Source organism: Rhizobium sp. ZPR4 (genome assembly GCF_040215725.1).
Taxonomy (GTDB): Bacteria; Pseudomonadota; Alphaproteobacteria; order Rhizobiales; family Rhizobiaceae; genus Rhizobium; species Rhizobium rhizogenes_D.
In genome coordinates, this window is record NZ_CP157968.1 from 76,594 (window position 1) to 95,728 (window position 19,135).

General features: G+C 59.4%; 18 protein-coding genes. 16 read left to right on the plus strand and 2 right to left on the minus strand.

Annotation, left to right across the window (positions count from 1 at the left end; translation table 11 throughout):
* Positions 1–129: 129 nt before the first annotated feature.
* From ABOK31_RS19850 to ABOK31_RS19860, 3 genes are all read left to right on the plus strand, one after another.
* Positions 130–1,164 carry a LacI family DNA-binding transcriptional regulator gene (locus ABOK31_RS19850; RefSeq protein WP_174180883.1) on the plus strand — a complete coding sequence of 345 codons (1,035 nt, stop codon included), beginning with the start codon at positions 130–132 and terminating at the stop codon, positions 1,162–1,164.
* A 92-nt stretch (positions 1,165–1,256) separates the two neighbouring features.
* The gene (locus tag ABOK31_RS19855; protein ID WP_113348673.1) at positions 1,257–1,562 is read left to right on the plus strand and encodes a hypothetical protein; all 306 of its coding nucleotides are present in this window, start codon (positions 1,257–1,259) and stop codon (positions 1,560–1,562) included.
* Positions 1,563–2,068: 506 nt separating this feature from the next.
* The gene (locus ABOK31_RS19860; RefSeq protein WP_349960165.1) at positions 2,069–3,103 is read left to right on the plus strand and encodes a LacI family DNA-binding transcriptional regulator; all 1,035 of its coding nucleotides are present in this window, start codon (positions 2,069–2,071) and stop codon (positions 3,101–3,103) included.
* A 19-nt stretch (positions 3,104–3,122) separates the two neighbouring features.
* On the opposite strand, the gene ABOK31_RS19865 is transcribed toward ABOK31_RS19860, so the two are convergent.
* Together ABOK31_RS19865 and ABOK31_RS19870 are read right to left on the minus strand one after the other, a co-directional pair.
* Positions 3,123–4,073 (minus strand): alpha/beta hydrolase, encoded by a 951-nt coding sequence (locus ABOK31_RS19865; RefSeq protein ID WP_349960167.1) that lies wholly within the window; start codon positions 4,071–4,073, stop codon positions 3,123–3,125.
* A gap of 23 nt (positions 4,074–4,096) precedes the next feature.
* Positions 4,097–5,245: a Gfo/Idh/MocA family oxidoreductase gene (locus ABOK31_RS19870; RefSeq protein ID WP_349960169.1), complete on the minus strand. Its 1,149-nt coding sequence runs from the start codon at positions 5,243–5,245 to the stop codon at positions 4,097–4,099.
* A gap of 176 nt (positions 5,246–5,421) precedes the next feature.
* On the opposite strand from ABOK31_RS19870, the gene ABOK31_RS19875 reads away from it, so the two are divergent.
* The 13 genes from ABOK31_RS19875 to ABOK31_RS19935 all read left to right on the plus strand — a co-directional run bounded on the left by ABOK31_RS19875 (position 5,422) and on the right by ABOK31_RS19935 (position 19,069).
* Positions 5,422–6,768 (plus strand): ABC transporter substrate-binding protein, encoded by a 1,347-nt coding sequence (locus ABOK31_RS19875; protein ID WP_349960171.1) that lies wholly within the window; start codon positions 5,422–5,424, stop codon positions 6,766–6,768.
* Between the two features lie 7 nt (positions 6,769–6,775).
* Complete coding sequence (locus ABOK31_RS19880) at positions 6,776–7,702, plus strand: ABC transporter permease subunit (RefSeq protein WP_234910333.1); 927 nt, start codon at positions 6,776–6,778, stop codon at positions 7,700–7,702.
* Positions 7,699–8,535, plus strand: coding sequence for a carbohydrate ABC transporter permease (locus tag ABOK31_RS19885; RefSeq protein ID WP_349960174.1), 837 nt, complete (start codon positions 7,699–7,701; stop codon positions 8,533–8,535). Before ABOK31_RS19880 ends, ABOK31_RS19885 begins: the two co-directional genes overlap by 4 nt.
* A gap of 5 nt (positions 8,536–8,540) precedes the next feature.
* On the plus strand, positions 8,541–9,359 hold the full coding sequence (locus ABOK31_RS19890) for a sugar phosphate isomerase/epimerase (protein ID WP_349960176.1): 819 nt from the start codon (positions 8,541–8,543) through the stop codon (positions 9,357–9,359).
* An 11-nt stretch (positions 9,360–9,370) separates the two neighbouring features.
* Positions 9,371–10,447, plus strand: a complete 1,077-nt coding sequence (locus ABOK31_RS19895; RefSeq protein ID WP_349960178.1) for a Gfo/Idh/MocA family oxidoreductase — start codon at positions 9,371–9,373, stop codon at positions 10,445–10,447.
* Positions 10,447–11,265, plus strand: coding sequence for a sugar phosphate isomerase/epimerase (locus ABOK31_RS19900; RefSeq protein WP_349960180.1), 819 nt, complete (start codon positions 10,447–10,449; stop codon positions 11,263–11,265). Before ABOK31_RS19895 ends, ABOK31_RS19900 begins: the two co-directional genes overlap by 1 nt.
* Positions 11,265–12,089, plus strand: a complete 825-nt coding sequence (locus tag ABOK31_RS19905) for an alpha/beta hydrolase (RefSeq protein ID WP_349960182.1) — start codon at positions 11,265–11,267, stop codon at positions 12,087–12,089. The genes ABOK31_RS19900 and ABOK31_RS19905 overlap by 1 nt, the downstream gene beginning before the upstream one ends.
* Positions 12,086–12,811 carry a ribulose-phosphate 3-epimerase gene (locus tag ABOK31_RS19910; protein ID WP_174180905.1) on the plus strand — a complete coding sequence of 242 codons (726 nt, stop codon included), beginning with the start codon at positions 12,086–12,088 and terminating at the stop codon, positions 12,809–12,811. The genes ABOK31_RS19905 and ABOK31_RS19910 overlap by 4 nt, the downstream gene beginning before the upstream one ends.
* Positions 12,808–13,845 (plus strand): ROK family protein, encoded by a 1,038-nt coding sequence (locus ABOK31_RS19915; protein ID WP_349960185.1) that lies wholly within the window; start codon positions 12,808–12,810, stop codon positions 13,843–13,845. Before ABOK31_RS19910 ends, ABOK31_RS19915 begins: the two co-directional genes overlap by 4 nt.
* Positions 13,838–14,923, plus strand: coding sequence for a sn-glycerol-3-phosphate ABC transporter ATP-binding protein UgpC (gene ugpC / locus ABOK31_RS19920; RefSeq protein WP_349960187.1), 1,086 nt, complete (start codon positions 13,838–13,840; stop codon positions 14,921–14,923). The genes ABOK31_RS19915 and ugpC overlap by 8 nt, the downstream gene beginning before the upstream one ends.
* A 272-nt stretch (positions 14,924–15,195) precedes the next feature.
* A complete protein-coding gene (locus ABOK31_RS19925; protein WP_349960189.1) occupies positions 15,196–16,329 on the plus strand; it encodes a helix-turn-helix domain-containing protein in 1,134 nt (377 codons plus the stop codon).
* Positions 16,330–16,411: 82 nt separating this feature from the next.
* A complete protein-coding gene (locus tag ABOK31_RS19930) occupies positions 16,412–17,989 on the plus strand; it encodes a serine hydrolase (protein WP_349960191.1) in 1,578 nt (525 codons plus the stop codon).
* 174 nt (positions 17,990–18,163) lie between these two features.
* Positions 18,164–19,069 (plus strand): heparin lyase I family protein, encoded by a 906-nt coding sequence (locus tag ABOK31_RS19935; protein WP_349960193.1) that lies wholly within the window; start codon positions 18,164–18,166, stop codon positions 19,067–19,069.
* Positions 19,070–19,135: the final 66 nt, after the last annotated feature.

A 19,135-nucleotide genomic window follows, 5' to 3' on the forward strand; every position in this document is an offset into this window, starting at 1 on the left:
TCTTTTCGATGACTGAATGCTTCCTCCAGCGGCGCCAAAACCACCACACTTTCCCCATTTCTGTCAATTTCAGACTGGACGAATCTCCCAAAAGCTACCATAATTACTCCCATTTCCTGGGAGACCTTCATGTCAAGACCGACCATCGCCGATCTCGCCAAGGCTGCGAACGTGGGGGTTTCCACAGTTGACCGGGTCTTGAACGGCCGCGACCCGGTTCGCCATCAGACCGCTGCGCGCGTGCTGGAAGCAGCCGAGCGCATCGGCTTTCACGGCGTGACGGCTATCAAGCGCAGGCTTGAGAAGGAAAAGCCGGTCATCAAGTTCGGCTTCCTCTTGAAGCAATCCCACCGGAAGCTTTACCGGATGTGGGGAGAGGTGCTGACGAAGGCGGTCGAAACCTATCCGGAGGCACATGGCAGGGCCATCGTCCGGTTTGACGATGAACTCGCGCCTGAAAATACCGCGGACGCGATGCTTGCCCTCAGCCGGGAAGTCGATGTCATCAGCGTCATCACGTCGGATCACCCGCAGATAAATCATGCGGTTGACGGCCTCGAGGCTGAAGGTATCCCGGTCTTCACGATGATCTCCGACCTGACGGCGCCCGGCCGGGCCGGCTATGTCGGCAATGATTGCGTCAAGAAGGGGCGGACCGCCGCCTGGTTCATCGACAATGTCAATCCAGTTCCCGGCAAGGTTGCCGTTTTCGTTGGAAGCCACCGCTACCTATCGCAGGAACTCTGCGAAATGGGCTTTCGGTCATATTTCCGGGAAAGCGCTTCCGAGTTTCAGATGATGGAGACGCTCGGAACTCAGGAAGAGCCTGATATCGCTTACCAACTCACGCGCGACCTGCTGAAGAAGGAAGAAAACTGGGTAGGCTTGTATGTGGCCGGCGGTGGTGTAACGGGCGTCATGCGCGCGCTTCGCGAGGATGGCGGCCCGGCCGCCAAACGTCTGGTGGTTGTGGCTCACGAGTTGACCAACGAGACCCGCGCCGGTCTGGCCGAAGGCGTGATCAAGGTTGTTCTTTCACACCCGGCGCGGCTGCTTGCCGATACGCTGGTGCGGGCAATGGCGGAAGCGCTGGATACCCACAGAACCCCGACCGTCTCCCAGCACATGCTTCCTTTTGAAATATATACCGCGGCAAACATCTGAGACGATGGAGGACGGGTCGCGCAAAGTTTGAGTTGACCGTTGTCGATGGTGAGGCGACACTTGCACCCAAAAGCAAGGCAGGAGGAAACGCGATGGACGAGCCAGACCGCTGGCGGCACATGGCAAGCGCACCGAAAGACGGCAGTCGGATCCTTGTCACGATCCGCTCGTCAGAACAGGGGCCGGCAGAAGTTGACCTCGCATATTGGTCAAATGGCGATCAATTCGGCACGGAAGGCTGGCGTGCCTCCGATTCCTCGCCCGGACACATCATCGAATATGCCGAGCCGGAACTAAAGTGCTGGATGCCGATGCCATCGGCCAATCTCAATCGCACCTCGATGCCCTCACCCTGGGAAGGCGACAACGCCCAGCAACTCGACGGGTCGGGGATTTAAGAGCCTGCGTCGGCTTTTCGCGCGGATTCGATAACAAATTTGCGCCAGCAGAAACGGGCGACATCATTTAAGGCGACGCCGATAGCAAAGCGCCAAACCTCAGGCTCGGTTCGTGGCAATCGCGAAGACCGGCCCGAAATTGCCATTTGCCCAAGGATACGCATGCCGACGGCACCCGGGCCGTTCTTGCACCCTCGGCGTCCCCATTCCCGCTTCACATTCCTCGAGATAGGAATATTGGACCCGGCTTCGGTTGTCGTCGTAGCCGTTCATCGACAAGGCTCACCACCATTCACATGGGCTTCGGCGACGGATCTCGATTGGGTTACTCATACCGCGGCTTGAATTTTAATGTGCTAAATAATAAATTTTCGCGCGTTATCTTTTATAACAACATGAAGCACAAAAGAACTTGCCTGGAATTTACGTCTCTGGTTGCGCTCCCATCCGTGTAGACGCATAAGACCACTATTTGAGGCGGCAGCTGGAAAAATGGTCGACTTTCGATGGAAAAACTGACGCATAAGACGATGGAGGATTTCGCAAAGTCCTGCGGCGTCTCCCGCCCCACCCTTTCCAAGTATTTTGACGATCCGACCAGCGTGAAACCGGCGACCCGAGCGCTGATCGAAGCCGCACTTCGTTCGTCGGATTATCAACCGAATCTTTATGCTCGGAACCTCAATCGCAAGAGAACACGCAATATTGGCATACTGGTTCCCGCCCTTACCGACCCCTTTTATGCCGAAATGGTCAATCGCCTGGAATTGCGCTTGCGCAACGAGGGCTATTGGCCGATCGTCTTCTCGTCGCATGGATTGCCGGAGCTGGAAGCCGAAGCGGTCAACACGATGTTGTCGTTGAAGGTAGCCGGTGCGCTTGTCGCACCATTGGGACAGAAATCCGACCCACGCGCCTTTGAAAAACTCACGCAGAACCTGCCCATTGTCTATTTCGACACCTACATCGAAGGCAAAACGCCCTTCATCGGCAACGACAATTATCAGAGCGTCGCAACGATCGTCGAATATCTCTGCCGATCCGGGGAAGCGCCAGCCTATCTCGACATTCCGCATGTCAATCACAATTCACCGGAGAGGCTGGCAAGCTATATCGCCACCATGGAAGCTGCGGGCTGCGAACCGTTGGTGATCAGCACCAATGCCGCCTACACATGGGAGTTCGAGCGCATCGGATACGAGCAGATGGATGGCCTGCTCCGTGCAAAGTCTCTCCCGCGCAGGACCATCCTTTGTGCGAATGATCGCCTCGCCTTCGGCGTGATGTCGGCCGCCTTCGCGCACGGGCTGAAAATCGGGCGCAAGAAGGGCGACAATCTGCGTATCGCGGCCCATGACGACCATCCCTTGAGCCGCTATACCTGCCCGCCGTTGACGACGATGGCCCAGGACTTCGCCGCGATGACGGCAAGCAGCGTCAACACGCTGCTGACGCTGCTGGGAGACACGGGCGCGCCCACTCAGCCGATCGCGCGCAAGGTCAGCCTGGATGGAACGCTGGTCATGCGGCAATCGGCCTGAAGCGGCGCCCGCTATTCATCTAAATCAGGCCGCCTTCGAAGCTTTGCCACGCCGCGACGGCCTCCTCCACTGTGTGCCGAGACTCCGCCATATATCTCCCCATCGACACGAAGCCGTGGATCTGTCCCGGCCGATGGCGATGCACCATGCGTACCCCTTCTTCCTGCAGTCGCCTGGCATAGGCTATGCCTTCGTCGACCAGAATGTCGTGTCCGGCAGTGGCGACAAAAGCCGGCGCCGATCCGGCAACGGACTTGGCTTGTAGCGGCGAGGTCCTCCAGTCAGCGATATCGGCTGCGGTGCGAATATAGTGATCGCGAAACCATCTCATCGTCGAGGCAGTCAAACCGAAGCCTTCGGCATAGCGGCGGTAGCTGTCGGCCGTCTGCGCAGCGTCCGTGTTCGGATAGATGAGCAATTGCGCCGCAAGCGGCGGAGCATCGCCGGGGCGAGACGTCAATGCCAACACGGCGGCAAGATTGCCGCCGGCGCTATCGCCGGCAACGGCGATCCTGCTGGGATCGATGCCGAGATCCGCAGCCGATTTAGCCACAAATGCCAAAGTCGCAGTGCAATCGGTCAATCCGGCGGGGAACTTGTGTTCCGGCGCCAGCCGGTAGTCGGGACAGACTACGGTGCATTTGGCGATATTGGCGAACCATCGGCAGATTTCGTCGTGCGATTCGAGATTGCCGATCACCCAGCCGCCGCCGTGAAGGTAGATGAGACCCGGACCATCCTTCGAAGGCGCGCCGATACCGCGATAGATGCGCAAGGTGATCGGGCCATTCGGGCCGGCGATTTGCCGATCTTCCACCGAAGCCACAGCCTCCTTTCCACCCTGGATGGTCGGGCAATTCGCATCATAGTCGCTACGCGCCTGTTGAGGTGTACCGGTTTCAAATGGCCGGCCTTTCGACCCGCTGCTCAGAGCGAGAACGCGCCGCGCGCTTTCATCCAGCTTTTCCATTGGATTGCCCTCCTCTGCGGCGATCAGGCGAGAAGGCTGCGTGCTTCATCTTCGTCGAGGCGCGGTGGCGGAGTGAATTGCACGCCGACGCTGATCGACTGCCGGCTTTCACCGGACTGGAGGATAGCCTCCATGATTTCGAGGACATGAAGTGCGAGATCCCCCGATGCCCGGGGGGGCCTATCCTCCTGAAGCCCTCGCGCAAGGTCGGCGACACCGAGCATGCGGTAATTTGCCCGGTCCGGTGCGGCGAAGGGCCAGTTCCTCGCACCGTAAAGTTCGCTATCGCTTTCGAAATCGTGCCAATCCGCGCCACGCTCGGACAGTGAGACCGTTCCGCCGAATGTGTCCGGATCGGGCAAACGCAGTGAACCTTCGGTGCCGTGTAACTCGATTGGATGATTGGAGTGCCGAAAGACGTCCCAGGAGGCGCCGAAATTCACGGTCGCACCGGATTGGAATTCCAGAAGCGACAGGATGTTTGTGGGCGTGCCGACGTTGAAGCGCGTGTTCTTGAACGGGCCGTCGGCGGTGATCAGGCGCTCCTCCTGACCTTTTGTCGCCATTGCCATGACCCGGACGACCGGGCCGAGCAGATTTACCATCATCGTCAGATAATAAGGCCCCATGTCGAAGACCGGGCCGCCGCCTGGCTGATAGTAGAATTGCGGATTGGGGTGCCAATGCTCCATTCCACGCCCCATCATGAAGGCGGTGCCGCTGACCGGGCGGCCGATCGCGCCCTCATCCATCAGACGTCGCGCCCGGCGACCTGCCGCGCCGAGGAACGTATCGGGCGCAGACCCCAGCCGCAATCCGCGCCGCTTGGCTTCCGCCACGAGGATACGGCCATCGGCCGCCGATGTTGCAAGCGGCTTTTCCGTAAAGACGTGCTTGCCGGCCGACAAGGCCGACATCGTAACGTCGAAATGGACGGCGGGAACGGTGAGGTTCAGCACAAGGTCGACTTCGGGATCGGCCAGCAATTGGTCGACGCTGAGCGCACGAATGCCGTATTCGCGGGCACGCAGCGCGGCCGCATCGGCCGATATATCGGCGCAGGCCCGCAATTCGACACCGGCAAACAGCACCGCATTCCGCAAATAAGTCATCGAGATGTTGCCGCAACCGATAACGCCGATGCCGAGTTTAGCTTTTGAATTACCAGCCATATTACCCAATCCTCCCTGATCCGCCGCATCTGTCCGTCACGCCTCGGCGCATCCGAACGATGACTCTCGGGTTGATTTAAAGCATCTTATTTCTTGACGCGCGACAAATTTTTATAAAACATATGCGAATACTGGCGCGGAGGTTTGGAGGTCGCCAGTCTTCCTGGGAGGGAAACATGACAGATTTCAAGAAGGCACCGGCTGGTTCCAAGATTGCCGGACAATCGATAATGCTTGATCGTCGTCAGCTGCTGTTGGGCGCTGCCGGCGCTGCCATCGGTACGGCAACGCTTGGAGTTGCCTCAGGCCTGGGCATCCGCCCGGCGCGCGCTGCCGATCGAACTGAAATCAGCTTTGCCAGCGCCAGCTTCTTCGGCAAGGAAGGTCTCGGCGATCTCGTCAAGGCTTTCAACGAGTCGCAAAGCCGCATCACCGTCAAGTTCATCGAACTGCCGCCGCCAAGTTCATCGACGGAGGTCTATCAGGGCCTCGTCCAGCAGCTCGCCCGCCGCAACGGAACACCTGACGTTTTCAGCCAGGACGTGATCTGGATCGCGGGTTTTGCCTCTGCTGGCTGGGCGCTGCCGCTTGACGAATATTTCCCGAAAGACAAGCGCACCGATTATTTCCCGGGCACGGTTGCAGCCTGCACCTATGGCGGCAAGCTGACCGCGCTGCCATGGTTCGTCGATTCCGGCATGTTCTACTACCGCAAGGATCTGGTGGAAAAGCACGGCGGCAAGGTGCCGGAAACCTGGACCGATATGGCGACGATGGCCGCAGAAGCGCAGAAGGCCGGCGATGCCAAGTTCGGTTATCTCTGGCAGGGCAAGCAAGCCGAAGTTCTGGTCTGCGATGCGGTGGAAATCATCGCATCGAACGGCGGCTCGATCCTTTCTGCCGACGGAAAATCATCCGTCATCGGCGATGATGCCGCCGTTGCCGCGATCCAGTTCCTGTATGACACCATCAACAAGACGAAGATCAGCCCTCAGAACGTGCTCTCCTGGGACGAAGAGCCCTCTCGCCAGCCGTTTACGTCGGGTGAGGCGATGTTCATGCGCAACTGGTCCTATGTCTATCCGATCGCGCAGGATCCGAAGGCCTCGCATGTCGTCGACAAGGTCGCCGTCGCGCCGCTGCCGCATTTTGCTGGCGGCAAGAGCTCCGCATGCCTTGGCGGCTACCAGCTGGGCGTCAATGCCAACTCCAAGAAGCGGGAAGCGGCGATCGAATTCCTGACCTGGATGTCCTCGCCGGAAACCCAGACCCGGCTTGCGCTTAATTTCGGCCTCGCGCCTTCGCGGCCCGCCATCTTCCAGGATGCGAAGCTGAAGGCCGAGCAGCCGTTCATGGCAAGTCTCCAGAATGTCTTCACCGGGGCCACGCCGCGGCCGATTACGCCGCAATATGCCAAGGTGACGCTGGCATTGCAGTCCAGCATTTCGAAGGCACTGGTCAGCGGCAACGTCAAGGCGGAGCTTCAGGCAGCCGCAGCCCAGATCAACAAGATCGTCGGCTGAAATGGCCATGACGATGACGGTTGCCGTTTCCGAGCAAACCCCAGGCAAATCGAGGGCGCTGTCAAGCGCCCTCTGGCCGTGGCTATTGCTGTTACCGGCATTTCTCTCGCTGGCATCGGTGTCCTTCTATCCGATCGTCAACGGCATCTATCTGTCCTTCACCAACCGCTCGCTGATCACCCAGGACAATGATTTCGTCGGCATCGCCAATTATGTGCAGTTGCTGGCCGATCCGCCGTTCTGGAATGCCTGGTGGCACACGATCTGGTTCACCCTCATCTCGACTTTGCTCGAGACGTTCATCGGCCTGGCGATGGCGCTGATCCTTTGCGAGGCCTTCGCCGGCCGGGGCATGATCCGCGCCGCGATGCTCGTGCCCTGGGCCATGCCGACTGTCGTCACGTCCAAAATGTTCGGCTGGCTCTTCGATGGTCAGCACGGCATCATCAATTTCATCCTTCTGCATGCAGGTTTGATCGACCAGAACGTCAACTGGTACGGCTCGCCCGATACGGCGCTGACGACGATCATCCTTGCCGATGTGTGGAAGACCACGCCATTCATGGCGCTTCTGTTGCTGACGGGGCTGCAAACCGTTCCGAAATCGCTGATCGAGGCCGCCCGCATGGATGGCGCGAGAGCCTGGACGATCTTCTGGCATATCCGCCTGCCGCTCCTGATGCCGACACTACTGATTGCTGGCCTCTTCCGTGCGCTCGATGCGTTCCGCGTCTTCGACCTGGTCTATGTGCTGACGGGCGGCGGCCCGGCCGACTCGACCGAAACCCTTTCGACGCTATCCTACAAGGTGCTCTTTTCGACGCTTCAGTTCGGCTACGGCTCGGCGGTCTCAACAGCCATGTTCATCACGGAAGGGCTGATTGCCATCGGCTTCTGCGTCTTCCTCGTGCGCCAGATCAGGAGGACGACATGAACGAAGGCCGCTCAGTCTTCCAAAACATCCTCATCTATCTCGGCGCCCTATTTATCCTCATCTGGTCTGCCGGTCCGTTCATCTGGCAGTTTTCGACATCGCTCCAGCTCGACAAGGCGCTGACCGAAGGCACGCCCTCGCTCATACCGAACCCGTTCACGCTGGAGCATTACTACAACGCCTTCGTCGAAAAGGGCCTGCATCACTATGTGCTGAATTCGCTCGTCGTTTCGCTTGCGACCACCGCTCTATGCCTGATCGTCGGTTCGCTGGCGGCCTTTTCGCTGTCGCGCCTCGATGTGAAGGGACGCTTCGGCATTCTGACGGTCATCCTGTCGGTATCGATGTTTCCGCAGATCGCACTTGTCGGGCCGCTCTATCTCATCGCTTCCGATCTCGGACTGCTCGACACCTATACGGCGCTGATCATCACCTATCTCGCCCTCGGATTGCCGCTCGTAACCTGGGTACTGTTCGGCTATTTCGAAACGCTGCCGCGCGAGATCGACGAGGCAGCCCGCATGGACGGCGTCGGTCCGATCGGCCTGCTCTGGCATATCATCCTGCCGATGTCATTGCCGAGCCTGGTCACGACGGGTCTGCTTGCCTTCATCACCGCCTGGAACGAGTTCCTGTTTGCGCTGGCCTTTACCTCGGACAGCGACAGCCAGACGATCCCGGTCGGCATCGCTAACTTCACCAACCAATATTATGTGCCATGGGGAGACATCGCCGCCGCATCGGCCGTCGTGACCGTGCCGCTCATCATTTTGGTGCTCTTCTTCCAACGACACATCATCGAAGGCCTGACCCAAGGCGGAATCAAGGAATAAAGGCAATGCGCGAGGACATAAAAGTCGGCTGCCAGACGTTTACATGGGAAATGCTCGGCAATGCCTGGACGGGAACGGCAGACGATCTGCTCTCGGCGATTTCCGCCGGCGGCTATTCCGGCATCGAAATCACCGACACCATGATCGGCCGCTATGCCGCAGACCCGCATGCGTTTGCAAATGCGTTGAAAGACTGCGGCCTGACACTCGTCTCCTTTGCCTTCGGCTCGAAGAGCGGCTTTACGCTGGCCGACGCGATGAAGGACGATCTGGCGACCGCAAAGCGCTGGATCGATTATGCCGCGCATTTCCCGGGCGCACTCGTTTCCATCGGCTCGGCGACCGTCGTTTCCGACGGCCCGCGCGACGACAAGTTCGCCATTGCCGGCGAGTTCTACAATCGCGCCGGAGAGCTGGGCAAGGCAGCCGGCATCGAGATCGCCGTGCATCCGAGCTCGCATCACAATACGCTGCTGTTCGACCGCGCCGATTACGACCGCATCTTCGCCTTGCTCGACCCGAGCCTGGTCGGCTGGGTGCCCGATACGGGCCATATCCTGCGAGGACATGCCGACATGCTTGACACAATGCGCACCTATCAGGACCGTATCCGCTACCTGCATCTGAAGGATGTCGATGCGCAGGGCCGATGGGCGATGCTCGGCAAGGGGGTTCTCGATACGCCGGCCGTGATCGACCTCGTCTCGGCAGCCCCACACTTCAATGGCTGGCTGGTGCTGGAGGAAGAATCCGAGACGGCCGGCGCCGATCCCGCCGCCGCGGTCAAAGCCAATCGCCAAACCATGCGCGTCTACGGCGCATAAGGAAGAGAACCATGATCGAAAAGGAACGTCGTCGTCTTCGCGTCGGAGTGCTCGGCTGCGGGCCGATCGCGCAATTCGCGCATCTGGAATCCTGCGTTAAGGCGAGAAACGCCGATCTCTACGCGATCTGCGACGCGGCCCCCGATCTTCTGGCCCGCATGGGCGCGACCTATGAGCCGCAGAAGATGTACGACAATTATGATGCCATGCTGGCCGATCCCGATCTGGAAGCCGTGATCGTCGCGACGTCTGACGCCTATCATGTGCCGATGTCCATAAAGGCGCTCGAGGCCGGGAAACATGTGCTCTGCGAAAAGCCGATCGGCGTGTCCGTCGAGGAAGGGCAGCAACTTGCCGATGCCGTGCGCGGATCAGGCAAGATCCTGCAGGTCGGGCACATGAAACGCTTCGATCCGGCTCTTGAGGCGGCGCGCGATTTCGTGCGCGACGATATAGGCCAGATCTTTGCGATGAAGGCGTGGTATTGCGATTCCACCCACCGCTATACCAATACGGATGCAGTCCAGCCCCTGCCCGTCACCAGTAAGCTTGCGCGCAAGCCATCAGGCAATCCCAAGGCTGACCTCAGGCAATATTTCATGCTGGCGCATGGCTCGCATCTGGTCGACACCGCGCGCTTCTTCTGCGGAGAGATCGTCGCCGTTCGCGCCCGGCTTCTGGAACGTGCCGGTGCCTATTGCTGGTTCGTGGAGACCGAGTTTGCCAATGGCGCCCTCGGCCATCTGGACCTGACGGTTGCCGTGCGTATGGATTGGCATGAGGGCTTCCAGCTTTACGGCGAGAACGGCTCAGTCCTCGCAAAGACCTTCAATCCCTGGTATTTCCGCTCAAGCGAAGTCGAAATCTTCCACGAGAAGGATGCGACGAGCCGAAAGCCGCTTGGCGCGGACGGCCATTTCTTCCGCCGACAGCTGGAAGGGCTTGCCGAGACGGCGTTGAAGGGTACGCCGATGCGCGGCGCCAATGTCGAGGACGGCCTGGCATCCATCCGCGCAATGGTGGCGATCGCCCGATCGGTGGAACGGGGCGAGCGCGTCGAACTCGCATCGGTCTCGGGAGCGGTCTGATGCAGATCGGGATCTTCGCCAAGACCTTTCCCGGAACGGAGCCGCTCGGCGTTCTCTCGGCAGTGCGCGACGGCGGTTACGCATGCGCGCAGTTCAATCTCGCCTGCTGCGGTCTCCCGTCCATGCCCGACGCCGTTTCGGAAACGACGATCGCAGCGGTTCGCTCGGCCGTCGGCGCGACAGGCATCTCGCTTGCCGCCCTATCGGGCACCTACAACATGGCTCACCCCGATATTGCAGTACGCCGGACCGGCCTTACCCAGCTCGCCGTCGTCATCGAAACGGCGGCGGCACTTTCCATTCCGCTGGTGACGCTTTGCACCGGAACACGCGACCCGAACGACCAATGGGCTCATCATCCCGACAATGGCGATCCTTCCGCCTGGGCCGACATGGCGGCCGAAATGTCGAAGGCTCTGGAGCTGGCGGAACGGCATGGCGTCGATCTCGGCATCGAGCCGGAGCAGGCCAATATCGTCACATCGGCAGGCGATGCGCGGCGGCTGATCGACGAGATGGGATCGCGGCGGCTGCGCATCGTGCTCGATCCCGCCAATCTCTTCGAACAGGCGACGCCGGCACAGGCGCGGGCAATCGTCGCAGAGGCGATCGAAACCTCAGCCGGTTACATCGCGCTGGCGCATGCCAAGGATCGCCACGGCGATGGCCGCTTCGCAACCGCGGGGCAAGGGGTGGTGGATTTCGCCGATTTCATCGCGCGGCTGCGCTCCGTGAATTTCGACGGCCCGCTCGTGACGCATGGTCTTTCGGCTTCCGAAGCACCCGGCGTCGCAGGCTTCCTCAAGGCATTGATCTGATGGCAAAGAAATTGTTCAAGCGCGACGATGCGGAACTTGCCGTCTATGAGGATGGACGGGGGCTTCCGGTCGTCTTCCAGCATGGTCTTGGCGGCGATGAGATGCAGGTGGCGCAGAATGTCCCCGCAGCGGCTATTCACCGACTGACGCTGGAGTGCCGTGGACATGGTGCATCCGCGCTCGGCAATGCCCGGCCCTTTTCGATCCGTATGTTTGCCGAGGACGTTTTGGCCGCGACCACCGCATACGGATTTGACCGCTTCATCGTCGGCGGTATTTCGATGGGCGCGGCCATTGCCCTGCATTTTGCCCATCATCACCCCCACCGGGTCGCCGGGCTCGTTCTCGTGCGCCCCGCCTGGACCTTCGAGGCATCGCCGGACAATCTCGCGCCGATCCGCATGGTAGCTGCCCTGATCCTCTCCAACCAGATCGAGGAGGCCAAAAGGCGTTTTGTCTCCTCCGAAATAGGGCGACGAATTGCCTCCGAGGCGCCGGACAATTTCTCCTCCCTGCTTGGCTACTTCGACAGGCCGGATGCTGCCGCCTTTGCATCGGTACTGGCTGATATCGCTGCAGACGGACCGGATGTGCCGCAGGCCGCTGCCGCCGCTCTCGCCGTGCCCACCCTGATCATCGGCAACCAGCACGACGCAATCCATCCGCTCTCCCGTGCACAAGCGCTCGCCAATGTCATTCCCCGCGCAGGCTTTGTCGAAGTCACGGCCAAGGCTATCGATAAAAACAGGCACTTTGCCGAAGTCCAAGACGCCATTGCGCATTTTCTAGCACCCAAAACAATCCGGAGCTTCGTTCCAACATGACGTCCAGACCCCTTTCCGGCCCGGCGGCCATCGCGGCGCTTCCCCGCAACAGACTTCTCGGCGAATTCTCGCTCTGGTCTGCCGATCTTGCCAATATGGAAGCCGATCTCAAACGCATCGAAGCCTATGTCGATCTGCATCATATCGATGTCGCCGATGCACGCTTTACGCCCGGCTTTCTGTTTTTCCCGGATTTTGTCGCACGCATCGCCAAGTCGACCGCCAAGCCGATCCATGTGCATCTCATGGTCGAGGCTGAAATCGTCGAGGAGCAGACGCGCCAATTCATTGAGGCGGGCGCGGATTTGATCAGCGTCCATGCTGAAAACGGCGATGCCGGCTTGCGCGCAATTGCGCTTGCCAAAGAGCTGGGTGCCGAAGCCGGCGTGGTGCTGCGGCTGGAAACACCCGTTTCGGCAATCGAACCTTTCATCGATCACGTAGCCTTCGTGACGCTGCTCGGAACCTCGATCGGCGTCAAGGGACAAAGCCTTTCCGAAAAGGCCTGCGACCGGTTGATCGAGGCTCGTTCCCTCCTGAGGAAGGCAGGTCGCGAGGAGCAGGTGATCCTGGCGGCCGATGGCGGCATTCGGGAACAAACGGTGCCACTCCTGCGCCAAGCCGGAGCTCAGACCGTGGTTCTCGGATCGCTGGCATTCGGCGACAAGGACCTCGGCGCCCGGATCGCCTGGCTGCATGGATTGGAGAGCCGGGTTTCGTGAAAAAGGTCGCTCTTGCATTCGATCTGGGTGGAACGGAGCTTCGCGCCGCGCTTGTCGATGACATGGGATCTCTTCTATCGTTCGCGTCCCTGTCGACGGATGCCGCCGGAGGTCCCGCCGCCGTCATCCGGCAGATCGAACTGCTGGCGGAAACCGTACTGGCGGAAACGCCCGATCTTTCTCCGATCGGGATCGGGATCGGCGCGCCCGGCCCGCTCGATCCGGACGCCGGTGTCGTCATTGCCGCCCCGACGCTGGCTGGATGGCATGAGGTTCCGCTGGCGGACATTCTCCACCACCACTTCCAGCTGCCCGTGCGGCTTGAAAACGACGCGAACGCCGCAGCGCTCGGCGAATGGCGATACGGCGCCGGTCGTGGTACGGGGTCGATGGTGTTCGTCACGGTATCGACCGGCATCGGCGGCGGCGTGATTGCCAACGGCCGGATTTTGCACGGCCGACGAGGCCTGGCCGCAGAGATCGGCCATATGACGATCACGAGCGAAGGTGAGCGATGCTTTTGTGGTGCCGTCGGCTGTTTTGAAGCCATTGCCTCCGGCACCGCGCTCGGCAGGCGGGCAACTGCCCGCACCAGGGCGTTCGACGGATCGATGCTGCGCAGCCTTGCCGCCGATACAGACGTAACCGGGCGACATGTCGTGGACGCTGCGCGAAAAGGCGACGCGCTGGCCGTGAAGCTGCTGAATGCAGAGGCGCGGTGGCTGGGGATAGGCTTTACCAACCTGCTTCACCTCTATTCCCCCGACGTGCTGGTCATGGGCGGTGGAATATCGCACGGCTTCGATCTTCTGCACGATCAACTGGTGGCAACGGTTCGCGAGCGCGCCATGCCCGCCTATCGCAATGTACCGATTGTTGCCGCACAGCTCGGACGGCATGCCGGGCTCATCGGCGCAGCCAGTCTCATCTTCGACGGCTACGGAGAGACCGGCCTTAGGCAGATGCGTTTAGAAAGCGCGGACAATCCTGGCACAGATATGTCCGCCGGTAAAAAGGAGGCCAGCAATGGCTAATCTCAAGCTCCGCAGCGCTCACAAATCCTACGGCGCCCTCGAGGTCATCAAGGGCATCGATCTGGATGTGGACGACCGTGAGTTCGTCGTTTTCGTCGGCCCTTCCGGCTGCGGAAAATCGACACTTCTGCGCATGATTGCCGGTCTGGAAAAAATAACCGGCGGCGATCTGATGATCGATGGCACCCGTTCGAACGATATCGATCCGTCGCAACGTGGTCTGGCGATGGTGTTCCAATCCTACGCGCTCTACCCACACATGACAGTCGCGGAAAATATGGGCTTTGCGTTGAGAATTGCCGGTGTTTCGACAGGCGAGCGCGATCAGAAGGTCAGGGAAGCCGCAAAGATTCTGGAATTGACCCATCTGCTCGACCGCCGGCCGAAGGATCTGTCGGGCGGCCAGCGCCAGCGCGTAGCCATCGGCCGCGCGATCGTTCGCAATCCGAAGATCTTTCTGTTCGATGAACCGCTTTCCAATCTCGACGCGGCCCTACGCGTCAACATGCGGCTGGAGCTGATGCGCTTGCACGATGAGCTGGCCGCAACGATGATCTATGTCACCCACGACCAGATCGAGGCGATGACCATGGCCGACAAGATCGTCGTCTTGAACAGTGGCCGCATCGAGCAGGTCGGCTCGCCACTTGCTCTTTACAATAATCCTGCAAACATCTTCGTAGCCGGCTTCATCGGTTCACCGAAAATGAACCTGCTGCCGGCAACGGCTGAGACCATCGGCCCAGATGGCATATCCGTGGCATTGGGTGGCGGGAGCACCATGACCGTTCCGGTCTTTTCCGAAAAGGTGAAGGTAGGGTCAAAACTGACACTTGGAATCCGCCCCGAACATATCCGTATCGGCCAAGGCGATCAGTTTACAGGACAGGTCGTGCTTGCAGAGCGGCTTGGGGGTCTGACGATCTTTCACGTCGCTACCGCATCGGGTCATTCGCTTGTCGTCCAGACAGAAGGCGCCGACAACACCCCACTCCATACACCGATCTCACTCCATATCGATCCGGGCATGTGTCATCTCTTCGACGATGAGGGAAAATCGCTCGCCAAGCTGAATTGACGATCGCGCGACGTCGTCCTATCCCTTGGGGCAGAAAATGGTTGCCGGACATCTCCTTGGACGGATTGTAACTGTTTAGGCGGTCCCCACATGCCTTCCAACTTGCCACGAAGTGCCGATCTCGTTGATGAATTCGGGAAGCGCCATTGGCTGGCAACCTTATCGGCTGACGACGACGCGGCAACCCTCAAACATCCGGCTTGGTGCAAACGTGCTCAGGCCGCTCACCATCGAGCGCTCCTGACCTGTGTCGCGGTGGAGATCCTTTGGGCATGAGCAGCGCGGGTCTCATCGCTCTCGATAACGGCTGTCGCGGCGCGGCCGCAGGTTTGCTGCTGATGATGGCTGCCGTTTTTCTGCGCCATCGCCCCGTGGAATTCATTCGCGCCGCCTTGACTGCGGCGGGTGCCGCCTCCGCGATTATCGACGCGCCGGGTTTACCGTCGGAGTGGCACTGGGCAAGGCTACCACTCATTGCACTCTCATCGAGCGGCTCGGTCGCCTTCTGGCTCTGGGCACGGGTGGTTTTCGACGACGATTTTGTCTTTCGGCCCTGGCATCGCGATGTCTGGATCGCTCTGGTAAGCCTGACGCTGATAGCTTCCTATGGCATCGTAGCAGGCTCCGCTGCCTCGGCGATCAATCGGATTCTTACGCTCGCCAATCTCAGCTTCGGGCTGCTCGCAGTGATGCAGACGATTGCGAGTTGGCGAATGGATCTGGTTGCCGGGCGGCGGCGATTGCGCGTCGCCGTACTGATGGGGACGCTTGCTTATATCGCGGTCAATGCGATCGCCAATCTCTCGTCCGTGGCCATCCTGACATGGTCTGCCGCGGCGCGAAACCTCGCCAACGGGCTTGGTCTTTGCTTGCTGGCGGCGCTTGCTGGCTGGAGCGTGTTCCGCACGGCCTCGCTCGATCAGACAGTTACCCCTGAACGGGCCGCTACATCCGCCAGCAGGCTCTCTTCTGCCCCGATCGGAACGGACGGCGGTCCGGGAATTGAACCGGCACTTCTCGGTCGCCTGGAACGCTTGATGACGAGCGAGCGCATATATCGCCGTGAAGGACTGACTATCGGCTCTCTCGCCGCGCTGATGAGTCTGCCGGAATATCGCTTGCGTCAAATCATCAACGAAGGTCTTGGCTACCGCAATTTCAACGCCTTCCTCAACCGGTATCGGATCGATGAAGCCAAGATGGCTCTGGCTGATCCCAGCCAAAAGGACGTGTCGATCCTGACGATCGCCATGGATGCCGGCTTCCAGTCGCTCGGCCCGTTCAACCGAGCCTTCAAGGCAGAAACAGGCCTGACGCCGACCGAATTTCGTCGGCAGGCTCTTCTTCGGGGGCTTGCTGGGCCACACAACGAAGCAAGGAATTTTACAATCGGCAAGCCGCGATGAGAAATCGGCAAGTCGTTTTCCAATTTTCGGCGAGAATGCGTGGGTTCCGCGCGGCATAGTCTCCGCGAGATAGGAGACCACCATGAACGTGCCAATCAAAGACCGCTTCGTCTTGAGTGCGATGTTGAGCCTATGCGCTCTGGTCGCTTCCGCTTACCTCAGGCCTGCTCAGGCGCAGGACACAGATAATTCGGTGTGGCCGACCAAAGAATGGCTGACCTCCACGCCGGAAGAACAGGGCATGGATTCCGCCGCACTTGCCAAGCTTGTCGCCTATGGGGAAAGTCATAGTTTTGACAGCCTGCTCGTCGTGCGTCATGGGCGCATTGTCACTGAAGCCTATTATGCGCCCTACTCTGGGGGTATCCCGCACGAGATATTTTCCTCCACAAAGGCGATTACCGGCACGCTTCTCGGCATGGTCTACAAGGACGGCCTGCTCGACCGTCTCGATCATCCCGTACTCGACTTCTTCGCTGACCGGCATGTCGCGAATGTGGATGATCGCAAGAAGGCGATCACGGTTCAAAACCTTCTGGATATGACGTCCGGCCTCGATTGGGATCAGGGGTTTGAGGGAGGTACACAGCGAACAATGCAGGATATGTACCGAGCTTCCAATTTGACCCAATTCATTCTTGATCGACCCATGGCGCATCCGCCAGGAGAGGTTTTCAACTATAGCAACGGCAACCCGGATCTCGTTTCGGCGATCATCACCCGGCTTACCGGCAAGCCCGAAGAGGATTATGCGCGGGAAAGGCTCTTTGCCCCCTTGGGCATTGCCGATTTGCACTGGGACCGCGATCCCCAAGGTCTGACAATCGGAGACGGGATGCTGTTCTTGCTGCCGCGCGACATGGCAAAGTTCGGCTATCTGTATTTGCATCACGGTGAATGGGAGGGAAGGCAACTTCTTCCAGCCGGCTGGGCGGATGTTTTGAACCACAGGATCGTGAACACTCATGCATCATACGATCCCAGCCAGAGCTACTCCAACTTCTTCTGGATATTGCCCGAACGGCACGTTTACATGGCGAACGGCAAGGATGGTCAGAATATAGCGGTGTTTCCTGATCTGGATATCGTAGTGGTGACCACCGCCAGGAAATATGTCCCACTCCGCCGTCTGGCCGATAGCGTTGCTTCGGCGGTCAAGTCCGGGTCGGCGCTTCCCCCAAACCCGAACGCGGCCGAACAGCTTGCCAATACGGTCAAAGATGCCGCGGTCGAGAAACCAACAGCCATTGGCCCAACCCCGGAGATGGCCTCCATCAGTTCCGGAAAGACTTATAAATTTCCTGACAACGACCTGGAGTTAAGATCGCTTACTCTGTTTCTGACCGATCCCCATCCGTATGTCGAATATGAGCAGTATTTGCATTATCCAGCCGGCTCTTCATTCAGGCAAGACGTACCGATCGGACTTGACGGGCTCTATCGCAAGGGCCTGCCGGCGCTTTCCGGCCACTATCCGGGTCACATCCCCGCCACCAAAGGGAGGTGGCTGGATGGGCAGACATTCGTGATCGACATGCAAGACATAGGATACGGCACGCAGATCAAATACGTCCTGTCGTTCAACGGTGACAAGCTCAATATTCGGCGTATCGATGAGGAAGGTTGGGAACTGTCCGCTGATGGTAAACGGGATGATTGACTGACATCCATGCCTGCCGTGCCCAGCGTGACATTGCCGATCGAAACACTCTTGACCCGCAGTTTTCGGTCGATAGAAATGAATTGAGGCTTTGCAACCAATATCGTTGGTCAAGAAAGCTGGCTGGAGCCGCCACTTCTCAGACCCTATCCTGTCTTCCGGAAAAGACCGACGATGATGACCTCGAGAACCCTGCAGCTTGCCTTCATTTTATTAGGCCTAGGCGCTTTCGATGAATCGCGCGCCATAGCACAGGAAGCAGCGCCGCCGCTTTTGGGTGGCTTTGCTGACTTATGCGCCGTCGACAGCGAGCATCCATCGAAGCTCTGGAAGATCAGCAGCAGGCTGGACTCTGCCTCATGGAGATCGCGTATCGCTTGCGATCTCTCATCTCCTTCCAGGCCGATCTTGCGTATCACGGTGCATCCCGGTGATGCACCCGACCAGAGTGTCGGTGACGCGCCGACCGAACGAGTGGAAATCCAAATCAAGAAAGAGGTTATCAAATTCGATGAGCCGACGTGGTACCATTTTGCCTTTCGGCTCGAAGCCCCGTGGCAAGGGCTCGGCAACCGCACCGTCATCCATCAGGTAAAGCAAAACATTCCAACGGAAGAGACGAAGCCACTTGGAGCCTGCCAAGCGGCAAACCCATTGTTCAAAATCGAAGCCATACCATCGGAAACAGGGGCGAACTTCGTTGCCAAGGTGCGGGGAAGCGCCGACTGCAACGCCGGTGAGTCCAAGATCATCTGTGGTCCCTGGCACCTCAATATCGGTGACTGGAATGATGTGAATGTGATGCTGAAGCCGAGCTTACAGGAGGGAGCAAGCTCGCTGCAGGTCTATCTCAACGGACGCGCCTGCGACACCTCCTACACGGGGCGCCTCGGCTTTCTCGATCACGGTATGCGGCATCAAGACGGCCGCCCATTCATTGATGTTCAACCGCGCTTTGGGATCTATAGGGACACTTTGCCCGATATCGTGCAATCCATTGATTTTGCGGATATCCAGTTCTGGTCGACTGATCCTTCCAGTGATCCCGCTTGGTCGAAACTGGCAGTATCCACCAAATAGTCATCGGGTGCCGCGTCATCCGGCCAGAGCCGGGCGAGTTCGGCAAACTGGTTGAGGAGGCTATTC

Excerpts from the sequence above, each read along its gene's own strand:
- ABOK31_RS19850 (WP_174180883.1), top strand. The coding sequence starts at position 130 with ATGTCAAGACCGACCATCGCCGATCTCGCCAAGGCTGCGAACGTGGGG.
- ABOK31_RS19855 (WP_113348673.1), top strand. The coding sequence starts at position 1,257 with ATGGACGAGCCAGACCGCTGGCGGCACATGGCAAGCGCACCGAAAGAC.
- ABOK31_RS19860 (WP_349960165.1), top strand. The coding sequence starts at position 2,069 with ATGGAAAAACTGACGCATAAGACGATGGAGGATTTCGCAAAGTCCTGC.
- ABOK31_RS19865 (WP_349960167.1), bottom strand. The coding sequence starts at position 4,073 with ATGGAAAAGCTGGATGAAAGCGCGCGGCGCGTTCTCGCTCTGAGCAGC.
- ABOK31_RS19870 (WP_349960169.1), bottom strand. The coding sequence starts at position 5,245 with ATGGCTGGTAATTCAAAAGCTAAACTCGGCATCGGCGTTATCGGTTGC.
- ABOK31_RS19875 (WP_349960171.1), top strand. The coding sequence starts at position 5,422 with ATGACAGATTTCAAGAAGGCACCGGCTGGTTCCAAGATTGCCGGACAA.
- ABOK31_RS19880 (WP_234910333.1), top strand. The coding sequence starts at position 6,776 with ATGACGATGACGGTTGCCGTTTCCGAGCAAACCCCAGGCAAATCGAGG.
- ABOK31_RS19885 (WP_349960174.1), top strand. The coding sequence starts at position 7,699 with ATGAACGAAGGCCGCTCAGTCTTCCAAAACATCCTCATCTATCTCGGC.
- ABOK31_RS19890 (WP_349960176.1), top strand. The coding sequence starts at position 8,541 with ATGCGCGAGGACATAAAAGTCGGCTGCCAGACGTTTACATGGGAAATG.
- ABOK31_RS19895 (WP_349960178.1), top strand. The coding sequence starts at position 9,371 with ATGATCGAAAAGGAACGTCGTCGTCTTCGCGTCGGAGTGCTCGGCTGC.
- ABOK31_RS19900 (WP_349960180.1), top strand. The coding sequence starts at position 10,447 with ATGCAGATCGGGATCTTCGCCAAGACCTTTCCCGGAACGGAGCCGCTC.
- ABOK31_RS19905 (WP_349960182.1), top strand. The coding sequence starts at position 11,265 with ATGGCAAAGAAATTGTTCAAGCGCGACGATGCGGAACTTGCCGTCTAT.
- ABOK31_RS19910 (WP_174180905.1), top strand. The coding sequence starts at position 12,086 with ATGACGTCCAGACCCCTTTCCGGCCCGGCGGCCATCGCGGCGCTTCCC.
- ugpC (WP_349960187.1), top strand. The coding sequence starts at position 13,838 with ATGGCTAATCTCAAGCTCCGCAGCGCTCACAAATCCTACGGCGCCCTC.
- ABOK31_RS19925 (WP_349960189.1), top strand. The coding sequence starts at position 15,196 with ATGAGCAGCGCGGGTCTCATCGCTCTCGATAACGGCTGTCGCGGCGCG.
- ABOK31_RS19930 (WP_349960191.1), top strand. The coding sequence starts at position 16,412 with ATGAACGTGCCAATCAAAGACCGCTTCGTCTTGAGTGCGATGTTGAGC.
- ABOK31_RS19935 (WP_349960193.1), top strand. The coding sequence starts at position 18,164 with ATGATGACCTCGAGAACCCTGCAGCTTGCCTTCATTTTATTAGGCCTA.